Source organism: Xanthomonas sp. NCPPB 1826 (genome assembly GCF_056725285.1).
The window spans coordinates 306,747-322,285 of sequence record NZ_CM161521.1; the positions used below are offsets into that span (position 1 = coordinate 306,747).

Sequence of the window (15,539 nt, forward strand, 5' to 3'; positions counted from 1 at the left end):
GACCGCCACATCTTCAGGATACGTCTGCGCCGATTCGGCACGACAACTTCTGGAATCCTTGCCATGCTGCATTACGCCATCATCTTCTTCGTCATCGCCATCATTGCCGCCGTGCTGGGCTTCAGCGGTATCGCCGGTGCGGCGACCAACATCGCCTGGATCCTGTTCGTGGTGTTCCTGATCCTGGCTGTGATCTCGATGTTCCGTCGCGGCAAGGTATAACGCCTAGCTGCGATACGTCACGGCAGCGGCGCTGCCGGTCGACGCTCGCATGGCCCGCTTCCGCAAGGACGCGGGCCATGTGCGTTGTGGACGCTCCATCGTTGAATCGCTTCTGTTTCAAAGCAGTTTTTCGAGATATTGCACATGCTTGCCGTTGCCCAGCAGCGCATCGCCGACCGTCTGGAAACCCAGCTGCAGATGCAGCGCCAGCGATGCCGGATTGGGTGGGAGCAGGTTGACCTCACAGACCAGGCGCGGCTGCCCTGCTGCACGCGCGACGTGGATGAGCTCGTCATACAGCTGCTTGGCAAGCCCGCGCCGCTGCGCATGTGCAGCGACCACGATGCGGTCGATGTAGACAAAGCGCGCGAAGCGTTGCGCCATCCATGCAAAGTTCGGATTGGCGTAGGCCGCGCCTTGATCCAGCGCGATCAGCAGGCCATCCGCGGGCGCGACGAGGCGTGTGTGCCACGCCAGTTGCAGCAATGCAGCCAGTCCTTCGGCATCCAGCAACGACAGCTCGGTGGCATGCGCATTGTTGAGCGCAAGCAGTGCGCCGTGGTCGTGCGGTTGCACCGCACGTACACGAGCCTGGCTCATGCGCCTGGCTCGACCGCGCTGCGCAGCAGCTGATCGTCAGCATGCCGTTGCAGTGCCAGCTCGATCAGCTGCGTAATCAAGCGGCGGTAGTCCAGCCCGCTTGCCTGCCAGAGCTTGGGATACATGCTGATCCGGGTGAAGCCCGGCAATGTGTTGACCTCATTGATCACGATGCGGCCATCGGTGCACAGGAACACGTCCACACGCGCCATGCCGGCGCAGTCCAGCGCCTGGTAGGCCTGCACCGCAATCTGCTGGATGCGCTGCTGCGTCTGTGCATCGATGTCAGCCGGGATCACGATGTCGGCGCCGTGTTCGCTGATGTACTTGGTCTGGTAGGAGTAAAACGCGTCGTGCACCACCACTTCGCCGCACACGCTGGCCTGTGGGGTGGCATTGCCCAGCACGGCGCATTCGATCTCGCGCCCGGCGATCGCCGCTTCCACCAGTACCTTGTGGTCGTATGCCAGCGCCAATGCGAGCGCGTCGGCAAATGCATCGGCACTGCGCACCTGGCTGACACCGACCGACGAACCCTGGTTGGCCGGTTTGACGAACAACGGCAAACCCAACTGCGCGATCAATGCATCCACGTCGGCGTGTGCGGCGGTGTGGCGGTTGAAGCAGGCGAACGGCGCCACCTCAAGCCCGGCATCGCGCAGCACGCGCTTGGCCAGGTCCTTATCCATCGCCAGCGCCGAGCCGAGCACGCCGGAGCCGACGAAGGGCAGATTGGCCATGCGCAGCAGCCCTTGCAGCGAGCCGTCTTCGCCGAGCGTGCCATGCACGATCGGAAACACCACATCGATCTGTGCCAGCGCCTGCTCCGGCTGGGTCGGGCGCAGCTGCTGTTGCTGCGCGCCCGGCAGCAGGGCCACGCCGCGACCGCTGCGATGCAGGGCGATGCGGGCCGGGTCGTCGGCATTGAGCAGGAAGCTGTCGGGGTCGTTGACGTGCCACTGGCCCTGCTTGTCGATGCCGATCAGCACCGGCTCGAAGCGCTGCGGATCCAGCGCATCGAGAATGTTGCGCGCCGATTGCAGCGAGACCTCGTGCTCGGCCGATTTGCCGCCGAAGATGAGACCGACCCGGATCTTGCGCATTGCCTGCTCCTGCCACCTGCGTGATGAGGTCGCCAGCATGCCCGCGGCAGGCGTGCCGAAGGAAGTCCTGCATGATCGACGCACGCGGCCTGGCCACAAGGCGCCCTGCCATGATCGCCACCCCGGCCTCCGGCTTGCACGTGCCACACCACCGTCAAGCAGTGGCGACATGCGGGGACGGTAGAATGCGCCCATGCCCGGATCCCTGTTCAACTCACTCAAGCCGCTCGCCGGCCAGGCCCTGCAAGCCGCGCTCAACCGCGCGCTGGCACTGGACCCCGATACCCGCGACGCCCTGCTGCCACTGGAAGGCCAACGCATCGCACTGACCCTGGAGGCGCCTGCGCTGGCCCTGCAGATCCGCGTGCACGAGCGCCGCTTGCTGGTCGGCCCGGTGGACCAAGCGCAGGAGCCGGATCTGGCCGTGCGCAGCAGCCTGGCCGGTTTGCTCGGCCAGCTGCCGTTCCTGGCCAACGCGCGCCGCAGCGGCGCACCGGCCGGGCGGCTCAAGGTCTCCGGCGATGCCGAGCTGGCGCGCCAGCTGCAGCAACTGGCCGGCCGCTTCGATCCGGATTGGCAGCTGCCGTTCGTGGCGGTGTTCGGCGAGATCCTCGGCGTGCAGATCGCCAATGCGGTGCGTGCAGCGCTGCAGCAGGCGCGGCGCAGCGCGGTGGATCTGGCGCATAGCGCGGCCGAATTCGTGACCGAGGAATCGCGCGACGTGGTGCCGCGTGCCGAACTGGACGCCTTTCACGACGATGTCGACGAACTGCGCGACGACGTCGAACGGCTGGCCGCGCGCGTGGCGCGCCTGCGCGCGGCCGGAGGTGCGGCATGAAGGCGCTGCTGCGGGCCAGCCGCATCGGCCGGGTGATCCTGCGCTACCGCCTGGACGACCTGTTGCAGGACACGCCGGCCGAGCGCTGGCTGCGCCTGGCCAAGCCGTTCGTGCCACGCGCCAGTGCCGAAATCGCCGCGCAATCGCGCGGTGCGCGGCTGCGGCTGGCGTTGCAGGAGCTGGGGCCGATCTTCGTCAAGTTCGGGCAGATCCTGTCGACCCGGCGCGACCTGATTCCGGCCGACGTGGCCGATGAACTGACCCTGCTGCAGGACCGCGTCAAGCCCTTCGACGGCGAAGCGGCGCGGCTGATCGTCGAGCGCGCGCTGGGCCTGCCGGTGAGCGTGGCGTTTGCCGCGTTCGACACCGTGCCGCTGGCCTCGGCCTCGATCGCGCAGGTGCACGCGGCCACCTTGCCGCCGGATGCCAACGGCGTGCGCCGCGAGGTGGTGGTCAAGGTGCTGCGCCCGGACATCGAGCGCCAGATCGATGCCGATATCGCGTTACTGCAGTCGCTGGCCACGCTGGTCGAACGCACCCACCCGCGCGCGGACAAGATCCGGCCACGCGAAGTGGTGGCCGAGATCGAAGGCACCCTGTCGGCCGAACTCGACCTGCAGCGCGAAGGCGCCAACGCCAGCGTGCTGCGCCGGTTCTGGGAAGGCTCGGACGATCTGTACGTACCCGAGGTGATCTGGTCGCACACCGCCGAGCGTGCACTCACGCTGGAGCGCGTGTACGGCATTCCGTCCGACGACATCGCCAAGCTCGATGCGGCCGGTATCGACCGCAAGGCGCTGGCGGCCAAGGGCGTGCGGGTGTTCTACACGCAGGTGTTCCGCGACAATTTCTTCCATGCCGATGCGCACGCCGGCAACATCTGGGTCGACAGCGACCCGGAGCGCCGGCTCAATCCGCGTTTCATCGCGCTGGATTTCGGCATCATGGGCCAGCTCTCGCAGGAAGATCAGTACTACCTGGCCGAGAACTTCATGGCGATCTTCCACAAGGATTACCGCCGCATGGCCGAGCTGCACGTGGAGGCGGGCTGGATGCCCGACAACGTGCGCATCGACGAACTGGAGGCGGCCGCGCGCTCGGTGTGCGAACCGTACTTCACCCGCCCGTTGTCGGAAATTTCGCTGGCCGAAGTGCTGATCAAGCTGTTCCGCGTCGCGCAGCGCTACGAACTGACGCTGCAGCCGCAGCTGATCCTGTTGCAGAAGACCTTGCTCAACATCGAAGGCGTCGGCCGCCAGCTCGACCCCAGGCTGGACATCTGGGCGGTGGCGCGGCCGGTGCTCGAACGCATCCTGCGCGAGCGTTACAGCCCGCGCCGCGTGCTCGGCGAGTTGCGCAAGCGCCTGCCGGAAATCATGACCCATGCGCCGGATATGCCGCGCCTGGTGCACAGCTGGTTGAAGCAGCAGGTGGAAGGCCGCCACCAGATCGACATCCGCTCGGCCGAGCTGCGTGCGCTGGACCTGAGCCTACGCAAGCTGCAGACGCGCGTGGTCACTGCCATCACCGGCAGCGGCCTGCTGGTGGTGGCTGCCGTGCTGTATGGCCTACACCCGAATGGCTGGTACCTGGGTACGGTGCCGGTATGGAGCTGGGTCAGCGGCGGCGCCGGCTCGGTGGCCCTGCTGGTCGCCTGGCTGCGGCGCTGAAGCACTCAAGCACTGCAACAGGTGGCCTGCCGCATCCGGCTGGGGAGCGGCAGCGCCTGCAGCGGCACGATGACGAAGCCGTCCCCGGCGAGGTAGTGATGATTGATCTGCAGGCGTTGAAGGACGAACTGGCACGGTTCGGTAGCGACAACGATGCGCACCAGCCGGAGCGTGGCCGGCGCATGCTCAATATCACGCCCGACACCGGGCAATTGCTGGCCGTGCTGGTACGCGCCACCGCTGCGCGGCGCGTGCTGGAAATCGGCACCTCCAACGGTTATTCGACGCTGTGGCTAGCCGAAGCGGCCGCCGCAATCGGTGGACATGTCACCACGGTGGAGCTTGCGGCCGACAAGGTGGCCCTGGCGCAGGCCACGCTTGCACGCAGCGGCCTGGCCGCGTCGGTGGAGGTGGTGCACGGCGACGGCGGCACGTGGCTGACCCAGGCGGCCAGCGCCAGCATCGATCTGGTCTTCCTAGATTCGGCGCGTGGCGAGTACGTGCGCTGGTGGCCGGCACTGCGCCGCGTGCTGCGCGGCGGCGGCCTGTTGGTTGTCGACAATGCGCTGTCGCATGCCGACGAACTGGCGCCATTCACCGCGCTGCTGGCTGACGATCCGGCAGTCACCTGCAGCGTGGTGCCGGTGGGCAAGGGCGAATTGCTGGCGGTGTGCGGCGCGGCCTGAGCGTGCGCCGCCGAGCTGCCACGCCCTCAGGCCTCAAGGCGCGTGGTCGGCATGCGCCGTAGGGCGCGGCAACGCAGTGGCATGCGGTGTCGACGATGCGGATAATCCGCCGGTGAGCACATCCCCCAAGCACTTGCAGATTCTCTTCCAGGACGAGCTCCTGGCCGTCGTCGACAAACCCGCCGGCCTGATGGTCCACGACAGCAAGCTGGCGCGCGGGGAGGACGACTTCCTGGCCGACCGCCTGCGCGAACAGCTGGGCCGGCCGATCTTTCTGGTGCACCGGCTCGACCGCGCGACCAGCGGCTGCCTGCTGCTGGCGTTCGACCGCGAGGCCGCCAGCGCGCTGGGCAAGGCCTTGATGGCCGGCGAGTTGGAGAAGGACTATCTGACCGTCTGCCGCGGCTGGCCGGCCGAGGAGCGCTTCATCGTCGACCACGATCTGGATGGCGGCCCCGGCAAGCCGGTCAAGAAGCCGGCGGTGACGCACTTCCAGCGCCTGGCCACCGGCGAGCTGGAGATCCCGTCCACCGGCTTTGCCACCTCGCGCTATGCGCTGCTGCGCTGCCAGCCGCAGACCGGGCGGTTCCGGCAGATCCGCCGGCATATGAAACACCTGTCGCACCATATGATCGGCGACACCAGCCACGGCGATGGCCGGCACAACCGCAGCTTCCGCATGCTCGGCATCCACCGCATGCTGCTGCACGCCGAGCGGCTGGGGTTTCCGCATCCGGCCGATGGGCGGCGCATCAGCGTTACCGCGCCACTGGATGTTGAATTTTCCAAGGCCTGCGCATTGTTCGGGTGGGAGATGGCCGCGCTGGGAGCGGTGCAGACGGCTTGATGCGGTGCGCGCGGCTAACGGTCAACAAGCCCACACGATCTGCTGGAAATCCGCACAACCGTACCTCACCTCAACCCCTCTCTCGCAGGCGAGGAGCCAAGCGCTCCCTCGCCGAATGGGACAAGCGGGTTGGCGCCGCCATCAACGCCACCGTCGCAAGCAGCAACCGCCACAGCAGGCACGCTGTTCCGATTCCCCAATCCCGATTCCCCAATCCCCGCCCTTCAGGGCTTCTGCGGTGCCGCCGCCGGGGTATTGACGATCTTCTCCAGATCCTTCTGCAGGTCGGCAAACAGCGGCAGCATCTTCTGCTGGATCGCGCCCATCAGGTTCTGGGTCAGTGCCGGGGTCTTGTCCAGCAGGCTCTGGCCGGCCGAGCTCTCGTAGAACTCGGCCATGGCCAGCACGTCCTCGCGCGAGAACGAGCGCTTGTAGATGTCCACATACATCGGGCGCAGTTCCGACCACGACAGCGCCTTGCGCACGGTCTGGCGGGTGCGCTCCTGGATACGCTGCAGCTGGGCCTGCTGGTCGGCGTCGAGCTGGCGCTGGGCGGTGAGCTGGGCGAACTGTTGCTGCTGCATCGCTTCGATCTGCGGCAGCATCGTGTCCAGCATGGTCTGCGCGCGTGAGGCGGCCAGCAGACGGTTGATGTCGGCATCGCTGGGCGCCTGCGCAAACGCGGCGGGCGTGGCCAGTGCCAGCGCGGCCAGCACGATCAGGCGGCGCGCGAAGGCGCGGGCTGCGGCAACGGAACGGGGCGGTGTCATCGGAGCATCCTGCATAGTCGGGGAACCGGCCGCAGCATACGGGAAGCCGGCGTTCGCGCGCGCGTCCATGCCGGTGCCGATACAATCGGGTTGAATGGCCAGCGACCCGATCCAGATCACCCCCAGCCTGACGATCCCGCCCAGCGAGATCGTCGAGCGCTTCGTGCGCGCCAGCGGCGCGGGCGGGCAGAACGTCAACAAGGTCTCCACCGCGGTGGAACTGCGTTTCGACGTGGCCGGGTCGCCGTCGCTGCCCGAGCCGCTGCGCGCGCGGCTGCTGTCGCGGCGCGACCGGCGCATGACCGCCGATGGCGTGCTGGTGATCGACGCGCAGCGCTTCCGCACCCAGGACCGCAACCGCGAGGATGCGCGCGAGCGGCTGGTCGAGATCATCAGTGCCTGCCTGTCGGTGCCCAAGCGCCGGGTCGCCACCAAACCGAGTCACGGTGCCAAGCTGCGGCGGCTGGATGCCAAGCGTGAGCGCAGCCATATCAAGCGTGGACGCTCTGCGTCCCACTGGGAGTAAGCGTGAGTCACACCGACCCGTCGTTGCCACCGGTAACACAGGCCAACATCCTGCTGCAGCCCTCTCCACCCAGAATGCCACGTGCGCACGGCCGCTTCGGCCGCTGGCTGGGGCGCACGGCACTGCGTCTGACCGGCTGGCGCCTGCTCGGGCGGCTGCCCGACGAGCCCAAGCTGGTGATGATCGTCGCCCCGCATTCGTCCAACTGGGACGGCTTCCTGGGCTTTGCGGCCAAGTTCGCGCTGGGCTTCGACGTGCGCGTGCTGGGCAAGGCGCAGCTGTTCTGGTGGCCGCTGGGTCCGCTGCTGCGCAAGCTCGGCGCCATCCCGCTGGACCGCAGCTCGCCGCAGGGCACCATCGGCCAGGCGGTGCGGCTGATCCGCAATTCCGAACAGATGTGGTACGTGATCACCCCCGAGGGCACCCGCAAGCGGGTGGAGCACTGGAAGGCCGGCTTCTGGAAGATCGCCTCCGATTCCAAGGTGCCGATCCTGCCGGTGTACTTCGACTACCCCAGCAAGACCGTGGGCATCGGCGAACCGTTCTGGACCGGCACCGACATGGCCGCCGATATCGCCGCCATCCGCACCTGGTACCGGCCATGGCGCGGCAAGCATCGCGATACGTTGTGACGATGCGGCCGCGCGCTTGAAAGGTTTTGTCGCTGCCGGTCGCCTGCATTCATGACCGGCGCCGCCGGGCACCTCGCTGCCTCCACCGAGGAAACACCATGATGGGCTTGTCCGCACGCGCACTGTGTTTGTCGCTCTCCCTCCTGCTTGCTGCCGGCCCGCTGCTGGCGGCCACGCCGATGCTGGTGATCCACGGCGGCGCCGGGGTGGAGAAATCCAGCCTTTCCAGCGAGGAACAGGCGCAGGCGCGCGAGGCGATGCAACGCGCGCTGCGTGCCGGGCATGCGGTGCTGCAACGTGGCGGCAGTGCGGTGGATGCGGTGGCGGCCACCATCACCGTGCTGGAGGATGCGCCGCAGTTCAACGCCGGGCGCGGTGCGGTGTTCACCCATGACGGCAAGAACGAACTGGATGCCGCGATCATGGACGGCGCCACCGGCAAGGCCGGCGCGATTGCCGGCGTGCACACGGTCAGGAACCCGATCCAGCTGGCGCGCAGCGTCATGGACCATTCCAAGCACGTGATGCTGGTTGGTGACGGCGCCGAACAATTCGCGCGCGAGCAGGGCGTCACGTTGGTCGACCCCAGTTATTTCCGCACCGACAAGCGCTGGCAGCAGCTGCAGAAAGCGCGCAAGGCCGAAGCCGGCGACCGCCAGGCGCAGGCCGAACTGGATCTGGAAACCGCCAAGCATTTCGGCACGGTGGGCGCGCTGGCGCTGGATCGCGCGGGACACCTGGCCGCCGGCACCTCCACCGGCGGCATGACCAACAAGCGCTACGGTCGTGTCGGCGATGCGCCGATCATCGGCGCCGGCACCTATGCAAACAGCCAGTGTGCGGTGTCCGGCACCGGCTGGGGCGAGTTCTACATCCGCGCGGTGGCCGCCTACGACATCTGTGCACGCATGAAATACGCCGGGCAGTCGTTGCAACAGGCCGCCGACACGGTGATCGACCAGGAGATTCCCAAGGCCGGCGGCGACGGCGGTGCCATCGCGCTGGATGCGCAGGGCAACGCCGCATTCCCGTTCAATACCGAAGGCATGTACCGCGGCTGGATCGGCGCCGACGGCACCCCGCACGTGGCGATCTTCAAGGACGAGACGCTGTAGCGCGCGCATCCCCAATCGCACCCATCTTCCCAATCCAACGGCACATGCCGACGCTGCGCAAACCCGCTAGCGTGACCGGCTGCGCTACCCACTCAGGAATCACACGCCATGTCGCGTACCGTCGTTCTGGCCGCTGCCATCACCCTGGCACTGGCTGCTTGTTCTGGAAAAGATTCGTCCGGTAAGGAGTCCACCACCGTGCCCGAAAAGACCGCCACCACCCCGGCCGCGGATGCCGCGCCGAACCCGCTGCTGACCGCCAGCACGCTGCCGTTCCAGGCGCCGCCGTTCGACAAGATCAAGGACGCCGATTACCTGCCGGCCTTCGAAGAAGGCATGCGCCTGCACCTGGCCGACATCCGCAAGATCGCCGACAACCCCGAGCCGCCCAGCTTCGACAACACCATCGAGGCGATGGAGCGCAGCGGCGAAACGCTCACGCGCGTGTCGCGCATATTCTTCGGGCTGGTGCAGGCCGATACCAGCGATGCACGCCAGAAGATCCAGGAAGAGATCGCGCCCAAGCTGGCTGCGCATCAGGACGAGATCAATCTCGACCCGAAGCTGTTCGCACGCGTCAAGACGATCTATGACCAGCGCGACACGCTGAACCTGGAGCCGGAGCAGAAGCGTCTGGTCGAGCGCGACTACGAAGAGCTGGTGCGCGCCGGTGCGCAGCTGTCGGAGGCCGACAAGGCCAGCCTGCGCAAGCTCAATATCGAAGAAACCACGCTCTCCACCCAGTTCCATACCCGTCTGGTGGCCGCTTCGGCCGCCGGTGCGGTGGTGGTGGACGACAAGGCCAGGCTCGACGGCCTGAGCGAGGGCGACATCGCCGCCGCCGCCGATGCGGCCAAGGCGCGCAAGCTCGACGGCAAGTATCTGCTGACCCTGCAGAACACCACCCAGCAGCCGGTGCTGGCCTCGCTGAAGGACCGCCAGCTGCGCGCCGACGTGCTCAAGGCCTCGGAAACGCGCGCGGAAAAGGGCGATGCCAACGACACCCGCCAGACCATCCAGCGCCTGGCGCAGCTGCGCGCACAGAAGGCCAAGCTGCTCGGCTTCGACAACTATGCCGCCTACAGCCTGGGCGACCAGATGGCCAAGACCCCGGACGCCGCGCTCAAGCTGCTGACCGACACCGTGCCGGCGGCCACCGCCAAGGCGCGCCGCGAAGTGGCCGAAATGCAGAAGGTGATCGATGCACAGAAGGGTGGTTTCAAACTCGCCGCCTCCGATTGGGACGTCTACGCCGAGCAGGTGCGCAAGGCCAAGTACGACCTGGACGAGGCGCAGATCAAGCCGTATTTCGAGCTGGACAACGTGCTGCAGAACGGCGTCTTCTACGCGGCCACGCAGTTGTACGGCATCACCTTCAAGCAGCGCACCGACATCCCGACCTATCACGCGGACATGAAGGTGTATGAAGTGTTCGACGCGGACGGCACCTCGATGGCGCTGTTCTACACCGACTACTTCAAGCGCGACAGCAAGTCCGGCGGCGCCTGGATGGACGTGTTCGTCGAGCAGGATGGTCTCACCGGTGCCAAGCCGGTGGTCTACAACGTCTGCAACTTCACCAAGCCGGCCGCCGGCCAGCCGGCGCTGCTGAGCTTCGACGACGTCACCACGCTGTTCCATGAGTTCGGCCACGCGCTGCACGGCATGTTCTCCAAGGTGAAGTACCCCTCGATCGCCGGCACCAGCACCTCGCGCGACTTTGTCGAGTTCCCCTCGCAGTTCAACGAGCACTGGGCGTCCGATCCCAAGGTCTTCGCCAATTACGCCAAGCACTACCAGACCGGCGCGGCGATGCCGGCCGAGCTGGTGGAGAAGATCAAGAAGGCCAAGACCTTCAACAGCGGCTACGCCACCACCGAGTACCTGTCGGCCGCGTTGCTCGATCTGGCCTGGCACACCCAGCCGGCCGATGCGCCGCTGCAGGACGTGAGCAAGTTCGAAGCCGACGCCTTGAAGCGCTTCAAGGTGGACCTGGCCGAAGTGCCGCCGCGTTATCGCAGCAGCTATTTCGACCACATCTGGGGCGGCGGTTATTCGGCTGGGTACTACGCGTATTTCTGGTCGGAAGTGCTCGACGACGACGCATTCGAATGGTTCAAGGAAAACGGCGGCCTGACCCGCAAGAACGGCGACACCTTCCGCGCCAAGATCCTTTCGCGCGGCAATACCGTCGATCTGGCCACGTTGTATCGCGATTTCCGCGGCAAGGATCCGAGCGTCAAGGCGCTGCTGGAAAATCGCGGTCTGACGGAGTGAGCGACTGGATGACGCGCCTGCGTCGTTGGCGCATGCGTGTGCAGTAGCTGCAACAGCAATCGAAACGGGATGGCCACGCGCCATCCCGTTTTTGTTTGTAGATGCGTGCATCAGGCGATGGTGTTGCGATTGCCTTCACCGGTGGTGCTTTGCTGTTGCCTTTTGGGGCCGCCAGCCCGCAGCGGAACTGGCAATAGCGGAGCAGTGACCGAAGCAGCATTCGAAGTAACACCCAACTGGTGCCATGCCTTTCGTCACTTCCACCGACCCGCTGCACAAGCGCATCTTCAGCAGGCCATCCCCCGCCATCATTCACACCAACAGGTGCCTCATGAGCCAAGCCACTGCGACCACCTCACGTCTGCAACGCGCCGCGCACTGGTCGCGCAAGGAACTGCTGCCGTTGTTGGTGCTGCTGGTGCTGATGACTGCAGCGCGTTCCTCGTTCGCCAATCACTACCAGGTGCCGAGCGGTTCGATGCAGCCCACCCTGGAGCCGGGCGATCGTGTGGTGGTGGACATGCATGCCTACGGCTGGCGATTGCCGTTGAGCAACCGCATCCTCGTCGATGGCGATCGACCGCAGCGTGGCGAGGTGGTGGTATTCGATTCGCCGCGCGATGGCACACGCCTGATCAAGCGTGTGGTGGCGGTGGCAGGCGACCGGGTCGACCTGATCGATGGCCATCTGCAAATCAACCACAAGCCGTTGGCAGTGGAAGGTGGCGATGCCGAACGCTTCGGCGCGCACCTGGCGCAGTTGAATCTCGGCAATGGCGGCGGCCCGAACATCGCCGGGCTGACTGTGCCGGCCGGCAAGCTGCTGATGCTGGGCGATCACCGCGGCAACAGCCTGGATGGACGTTACTTTGGATTGGTCGATGCAGCGGCTGTCTACGGCAAGGCGGTGGCGGTGTATTACCGGCGTGGCGAAGGGCTGGAGTGGCAGCGCCTGTGATGCGTGGTCTGCGCGTAGACGCCAGCAGAAGCGACGGCGTTAGCACCCTGCGCTAGCGAGGCAGCGCAGGGCATTGTCGGCAGCAACCGCGCACGTTGCTTCGATGACCATGACGATGACGCAGGGCAACCGCGCGACCGCCACCTGCTCATGCGCCGCGCCGCCATGCACTGGCTAGCGCGGCGCTACCAAGCCATCCGATGCCTGTGTCGCAGCATCCTGTCGCCACCAGCGCAGGCGATTGCCGGGCGCATTCAGATCCACCCGCTCGCCCATGCGCGGCGTTGCCAGCGCAACGCCGGCGCTGTCGGCCAAGGCCACGATCCGGTCCAGCGGTTCCTGCCACGCGTGCATGGCCAGGTCGAAGGTGCCGTTGTGGATCGGCAGCAGGGTCTGCCCGCCGACGTCCAGGTAGGCCTGCAGGCTCTGCTCCGGCTGCATGTGCACATGCGGCCACTGCTGGTCGTAGGCGCCGTTTTCGATCAGCGCCACGTCGAACGGACCGAGCTGTTGGCCGATGGTCTTGAAGTGCGGGCCATAGCCGCCGTCGCCGCTGAAGAACACGCGCAGCTCGCGTTCCTGGATTGCCCAGGAGCACCACAGCGAACGCCCACTGTCGAACAGGCCGCGCCCGGAAAAATGCTGCGACGGGGTGGCGGTGAGCTGCAGGCCATCGATGTTGATCGTGTCCCACCAGTCCAGCTGGCGCACCTTGGCCGGTTCCACGCCCCAGCGCACCAGCAGATCGCCCACGCCCAGGGGCGCGACGAACACGCCGACGCGGTCGGCCAGGGCACGGATGCTGGCGCGGTCGAGGTGGTCGTAATGGTTGTGCGACAGGATCACCCCGGCCAGTGGCGGCAGCTCGTCCAGCGCGATCGGTGGCGCATGGAAGCGCTTGGGCCCGGCAAACGGCACCGGCGAGGCGCGCCTGGAGAACACCGGGTCGGTCAGCCACAGGCCACCGGCCAGCTTCATCAGCACGGTGGAATGGCCCAGGCGATACAGGCTGCGATCGGGCGCGGCAAGCAGTTGCGCGCGTGTCAGCGGCTGTACCGGCAGTGGCGCGGACGGCACCGTGGTGCTGGGTTTGTCGAAGAGAAACGTCCAGATCAGACCGATTTGCTTGCGCAGGCTGAGTGCGGTGGTCGGCAGCGGCAACGCATTGCGGAACCGGCCGCCGCGAAACTGCGGCGAATCGGCATACGGGGAGGGGCGAGAGGAAGCCATGGGGAGTCCGACCGGGGCAGGGAACGACAGCAGGAGGAAATTACACTGAGCAGTGTAGTTTCATTCCGCTGAAAGTAAACTGTCCGGTGTAACATGATCCGATGTCGAGCGCATCTTCCCCCCAGCCCGCGCCGCAGCGGCTGACCGACCGCAAGCGCCACGCCATCGTCGAGGCGGCCATTGTCGAGTTCCGCCGGCATGGCTTCGAGGCCACCAGCATGGACCGTGTGGCGGCCACCGCGGGCGTGTCCAAGCGCACCGTCTACAACCATTTCCCCAGCAAGGACGCGCTGTTCGGCGAGATCCTGCGCGGGCTGTGGCAACGCAGCGCCGACGCGGTGAATCTTGTCTACCGGTCCGACCAGCCGCTGCGCGCGCAGCTGATCCAGCTGCTGCAGCAGAAGCTGCACCTGCTCGACGACCCGGCGTTTATCGACCTGTCGCGTGTCGCCATTGCCGAAGGCATCCATTCGCCCGAGCGCGCGCGTGCGCTGATCGCGCAATTGGGCAGCAAGGAAGAAGGCACCACCACCTGGGTGCGCGCCGCACTGGCCGACGGCCGGCTGGCGGGCGTGGAGCCGGAGGTCGGTGCGCAGCAACTGCAGGCACTGATCAAGGGCTTCGCGTTCTGGCCACAGATCGCCATGGGCCAGCCGCCGCTGTCGCCGCAGCAACGCGCCCAGGTGGCCGAATCGGCAGTAGCGATGTTCCTGGGTTTGTACGGGCGCGAGTGATGGCATGCGTTGCGCGTTCCGGCGCAGCGCCGCCCCGCATCGCAGGCCGGACCTTCCTCGCATTGCAGGTCGACCGCAGCGCTGCAGGTGCAACGACTGCGTCTTGCGCCGCGCTGTCTGTGCAACCCATGCCGCTGCAGCCTGCGCATGTTGCACGCTCAGTCCTTCGACCACACCGCCAGCGCATAGCCATGCGGATCGGTGAAATGAAAACGTCGCCCGCCGGGAAACGCAAAGACCGGCCTGGTGATGTGCCCGCCCGCCGCTTCGATACGTGCCTGGCTGTAGGCGAGGTCGTCGGAGGCCAGGACCACCAGCGCACCACCGGGCTGGGCGGGGCCGTGGAAGAAGCCGCCGCTCAGCCGGCCGTCGCGGAATTCGCAGTAATCCGGGCCGTAATCCTGAAACGTCCAGTCGAAGGCTTGCCCGTAAAAAGCCTTGGCGATGGCGATCGAGTCGACGGCGAATTCGAGGTAGTCGATGCGGTGCTGCGGCGTGTTGTCGATCATGGCGTGGCGTCCTCCGGGAGTGGAGGTACAGCATGCAGTCGGCGCGCGTGCCTGGCTTGGCGAAAACGGCCAACTCAGCGTGCGTGGCGCCGTACCAACACGCGTGGGCTCAGGCCGGTGAGCTGGCGCGCATCGCGCACCAAGTGCGGCGCATCGCCGTAACCGGCATCCAGCGCGGCGTCGGTCAGACTGCGGTGCTGGCCGGCGATACGCAAAAAGCGCTGCAGACGCAGCACCCGCTCCAGCGTCTTGCTGCCATAGCCGAACGCATCCTGGCAGCGACGGCGCAACGAGCGCTCGCTGAGACCCAGGGCCTGGGTCAATTCGCTCAGCCGGGCGGGGGTACCGGCACTCAATCGATCGAACAGCCACGCCATCTGGCGGTCTTGCGATGTGCCGTGCTGTCGACACAGCGCCTGCAAGGTGTGCAGCGGGTCGGCACCGTCTTCCAGGCGGTGTTGCCAGGTGCGCCCTTGCACGCCCCACAGCGATTCCAGTGCAACGCGTTGGTCGGCAATGGCATGTAGCGGGAGCTTCAGCAGGCCGGCTGCCGCACCCGCTGCCAGGCGCACCCCGCTCAGCGCACTGCCCGGTGCCAGCGCTGCCATGGCGGCGGTGCGATCGGGCCCGGCAACCAACAGCAGCGTGCCATCCCAGATCAGATCGACGCTGCCATCGGGCAAGACCAGCACGGGGTCCGTTGCGGCCGTGCCCTGGCGAAACCGCCAACTGCACTGCAGCTGCGCGTGTAACGCCGGCGGTGCCGGGCTTTCGGCATAACAGGACTCGGAGAGTTCGGACATCAGTGTGTTGTGCGAAGAG

At 66.7% G+C, this 15,539-nt stretch carries 17 protein-coding genes; 11 read left to right on the forward strand and 6 right to left on the reverse strand.

The window, feature by feature from the left end; all coding sequences use genetic code 11:
- Positions 1-63: 63 nt before the first annotated feature.
- The gene (locus AC1PLA_RS01300; RefSeq protein ID WP_003468167.1) at positions 64-222 is read left to right on the forward strand and encodes a DUF1328 domain-containing protein; all 159 of its coding nucleotides are present in this window, start codon (positions 64-66) and stop codon (positions 220-222) included.
- 117 nt (positions 223-339) lie between these two features.
- Here AC1PLA_RS01300 and AC1PLA_RS01305 read toward each other — a convergent pair whose 3' ends face one another.
- Complete coding sequence (locus tag AC1PLA_RS01305; protein ID WP_440584779.1) at positions 340-822, reverse strand: GNAT family N-acetyltransferase; 483 nt, start codon at positions 820-822, stop codon at positions 340-342.
- Positions 819-1,925, reverse strand: a complete 1,107-nt coding sequence (ddlA, locus tag AC1PLA_RS01310; RefSeq protein ID WP_435003635.1) for a D-alanine--D-alanine ligase — start codon at positions 1,923-1,925, stop codon at positions 819-821. Before ddlA ends, AC1PLA_RS01305 begins: the two co-directional genes overlap by 4 nt.
- A gap of 193 nt (positions 1,926-2,118) precedes the next feature.
- Here ddlA and AC1PLA_RS01315 point away from each other — a divergent pair, with 193 nt between their 5' ends.
- From AC1PLA_RS01315 to AC1PLA_RS01330, 4 genes are all read left to right on the forward strand, one after another.
- Positions 2,119-2,763, forward strand: a complete 645-nt coding sequence (locus AC1PLA_RS01315) for a ubiquinone biosynthesis accessory factor UbiJ (RefSeq protein WP_046345336.1) — start codon at positions 2,119-2,121, stop codon at positions 2,761-2,763.
- Positions 2,760-4,433, forward strand: a complete 1,674-nt coding sequence (gene ubiB / locus AC1PLA_RS01320; RefSeq protein WP_024939032.1) for a ubiquinone biosynthesis regulatory protein kinase UbiB — start codon at positions 2,760-2,762, stop codon at positions 4,431-4,433. The genes AC1PLA_RS01315 and ubiB overlap by 4 nt, the downstream gene beginning before the upstream one ends.
- A 98-nt stretch (positions 4,434-4,531) precedes the next feature.
- Positions 4,532-5,119, forward strand: coding sequence for an O-methyltransferase (locus tag AC1PLA_RS01325; protein WP_047126715.1), 588 nt, complete (start codon positions 4,532-4,534; stop codon positions 5,117-5,119).
- 76 nt (positions 5,120-5,195) lie between these two features.
- Positions 5,196-5,966: a pseudouridine synthase gene (locus AC1PLA_RS01330; RefSeq protein WP_039517675.1), complete on the forward strand. Its 771-nt coding sequence runs from the start codon at positions 5,196-5,198 to the stop codon at positions 5,964-5,966.
- A gap of 224 nt (positions 5,967-6,190) precedes the next feature.
- On the opposite strand, the gene AC1PLA_RS01335 is transcribed toward AC1PLA_RS01330, so the two are convergent.
- A complete protein-coding gene (locus tag AC1PLA_RS01335) occupies positions 6,191-6,736 on the reverse strand; it encodes a DUF2059 domain-containing protein (RefSeq protein WP_039518342.1) in 546 nt (181 codons plus the stop codon).
- A 94-nt stretch (positions 6,737-6,830) separates the two neighbouring features.
- Between AC1PLA_RS01335 and arfB the strand changes: the two genes are divergently transcribed.
- The 5 genes from arfB to lepB all read left to right on the forward strand — a co-directional run bounded on the left by arfB (position 6,831) and on the right by lepB (position 12,244).
- On the forward strand, positions 6,831-7,262 hold the full coding sequence (arfB, locus tag AC1PLA_RS01340) for an alternative ribosome rescue aminoacyl-tRNA hydrolase ArfB (RefSeq protein ID WP_006449817.1): 432 nt from the start codon (positions 6,831-6,833) through the stop codon (positions 7,260-7,262).
- Positions 7,263-7,264: 2 nt separating this feature from the next.
- Positions 7,265-7,894, forward strand: a complete 630-nt coding sequence (locus tag AC1PLA_RS01345; protein WP_024939028.1) for a lysophosphatidylcholine acyltransferase — start codon at positions 7,265-7,267, stop codon at positions 7,892-7,894.
- Positions 7,895-7,992: 98 nt separating this feature from the next.
- Positions 7,993-9,009 carry an isoaspartyl peptidase/L-asparaginase family protein gene (locus AC1PLA_RS01350; RefSeq protein ID WP_481105412.1) on the forward strand — a complete coding sequence of 339 codons (1,017 nt, stop codon included), beginning with the start codon at positions 7,993-7,995 and terminating at the stop codon, positions 9,007-9,009.
- Between the two features lie 108 nt (positions 9,010-9,117).
- Complete coding sequence (gene dcp / locus AC1PLA_RS01355; RefSeq protein WP_181098372.1) at positions 9,118-11,286, forward strand: peptidyl-dipeptidase Dcp; 2,169 nt, start codon at positions 9,118-9,120, stop codon at positions 11,284-11,286.
- 331 nt (positions 11,287-11,617) lie between these two features.
- On the forward strand, positions 11,618-12,244 hold the full coding sequence (lepB, locus tag AC1PLA_RS01360) for a signal peptidase I (protein WP_047126362.1): 627 nt from the start codon (positions 11,618-11,620) through the stop codon (positions 12,242-12,244).
- 174 nt (positions 12,245-12,418) lie between these two features.
- On the opposite strand, the gene AC1PLA_RS01365 is transcribed toward lepB, so the two are convergent.
- Positions 12,419-13,474: an MBL fold metallo-hydrolase gene (locus AC1PLA_RS01365; protein WP_104574452.1), complete on the reverse strand. Its 1,056-nt coding sequence runs from the start codon at positions 13,472-13,474 to the stop codon at positions 12,419-12,421.
- 101 nt (positions 13,475-13,575) lie between these two features.
- Between AC1PLA_RS01365 and AC1PLA_RS01370 the strand changes: the two genes are divergently transcribed.
- Entirely contained in the window at positions 13,576-14,208 is a 633-nt protein-coding gene (locus AC1PLA_RS01370; RefSeq protein ID WP_481105413.1) for a TetR/AcrR family transcriptional regulator, read from the forward strand.
- Positions 14,209-14,366: 158 nt separating this feature from the next.
- Here the strand turns inward: AC1PLA_RS01370 and AC1PLA_RS01375 are convergent, their stop codons facing one another.
- The gene (locus AC1PLA_RS01375) at positions 14,367-14,714 is read right to left on the reverse strand and encodes a VOC family protein (protein ID WP_161961376.1); all 348 of its coding nucleotides are present in this window, start codon (positions 14,712-14,714) and stop codon (positions 14,367-14,369) included.
- 77 nt (positions 14,715-14,791) lie between these two features.
- Positions 14,792-15,520, reverse strand: a complete 729-nt coding sequence (locus tag AC1PLA_RS01380; protein WP_024939022.1) for a helix-turn-helix domain-containing protein — start codon at positions 15,518-15,520, stop codon at positions 14,792-14,794.
- Positions 15,521-15,539 lie beyond the last annotated feature (19 nt).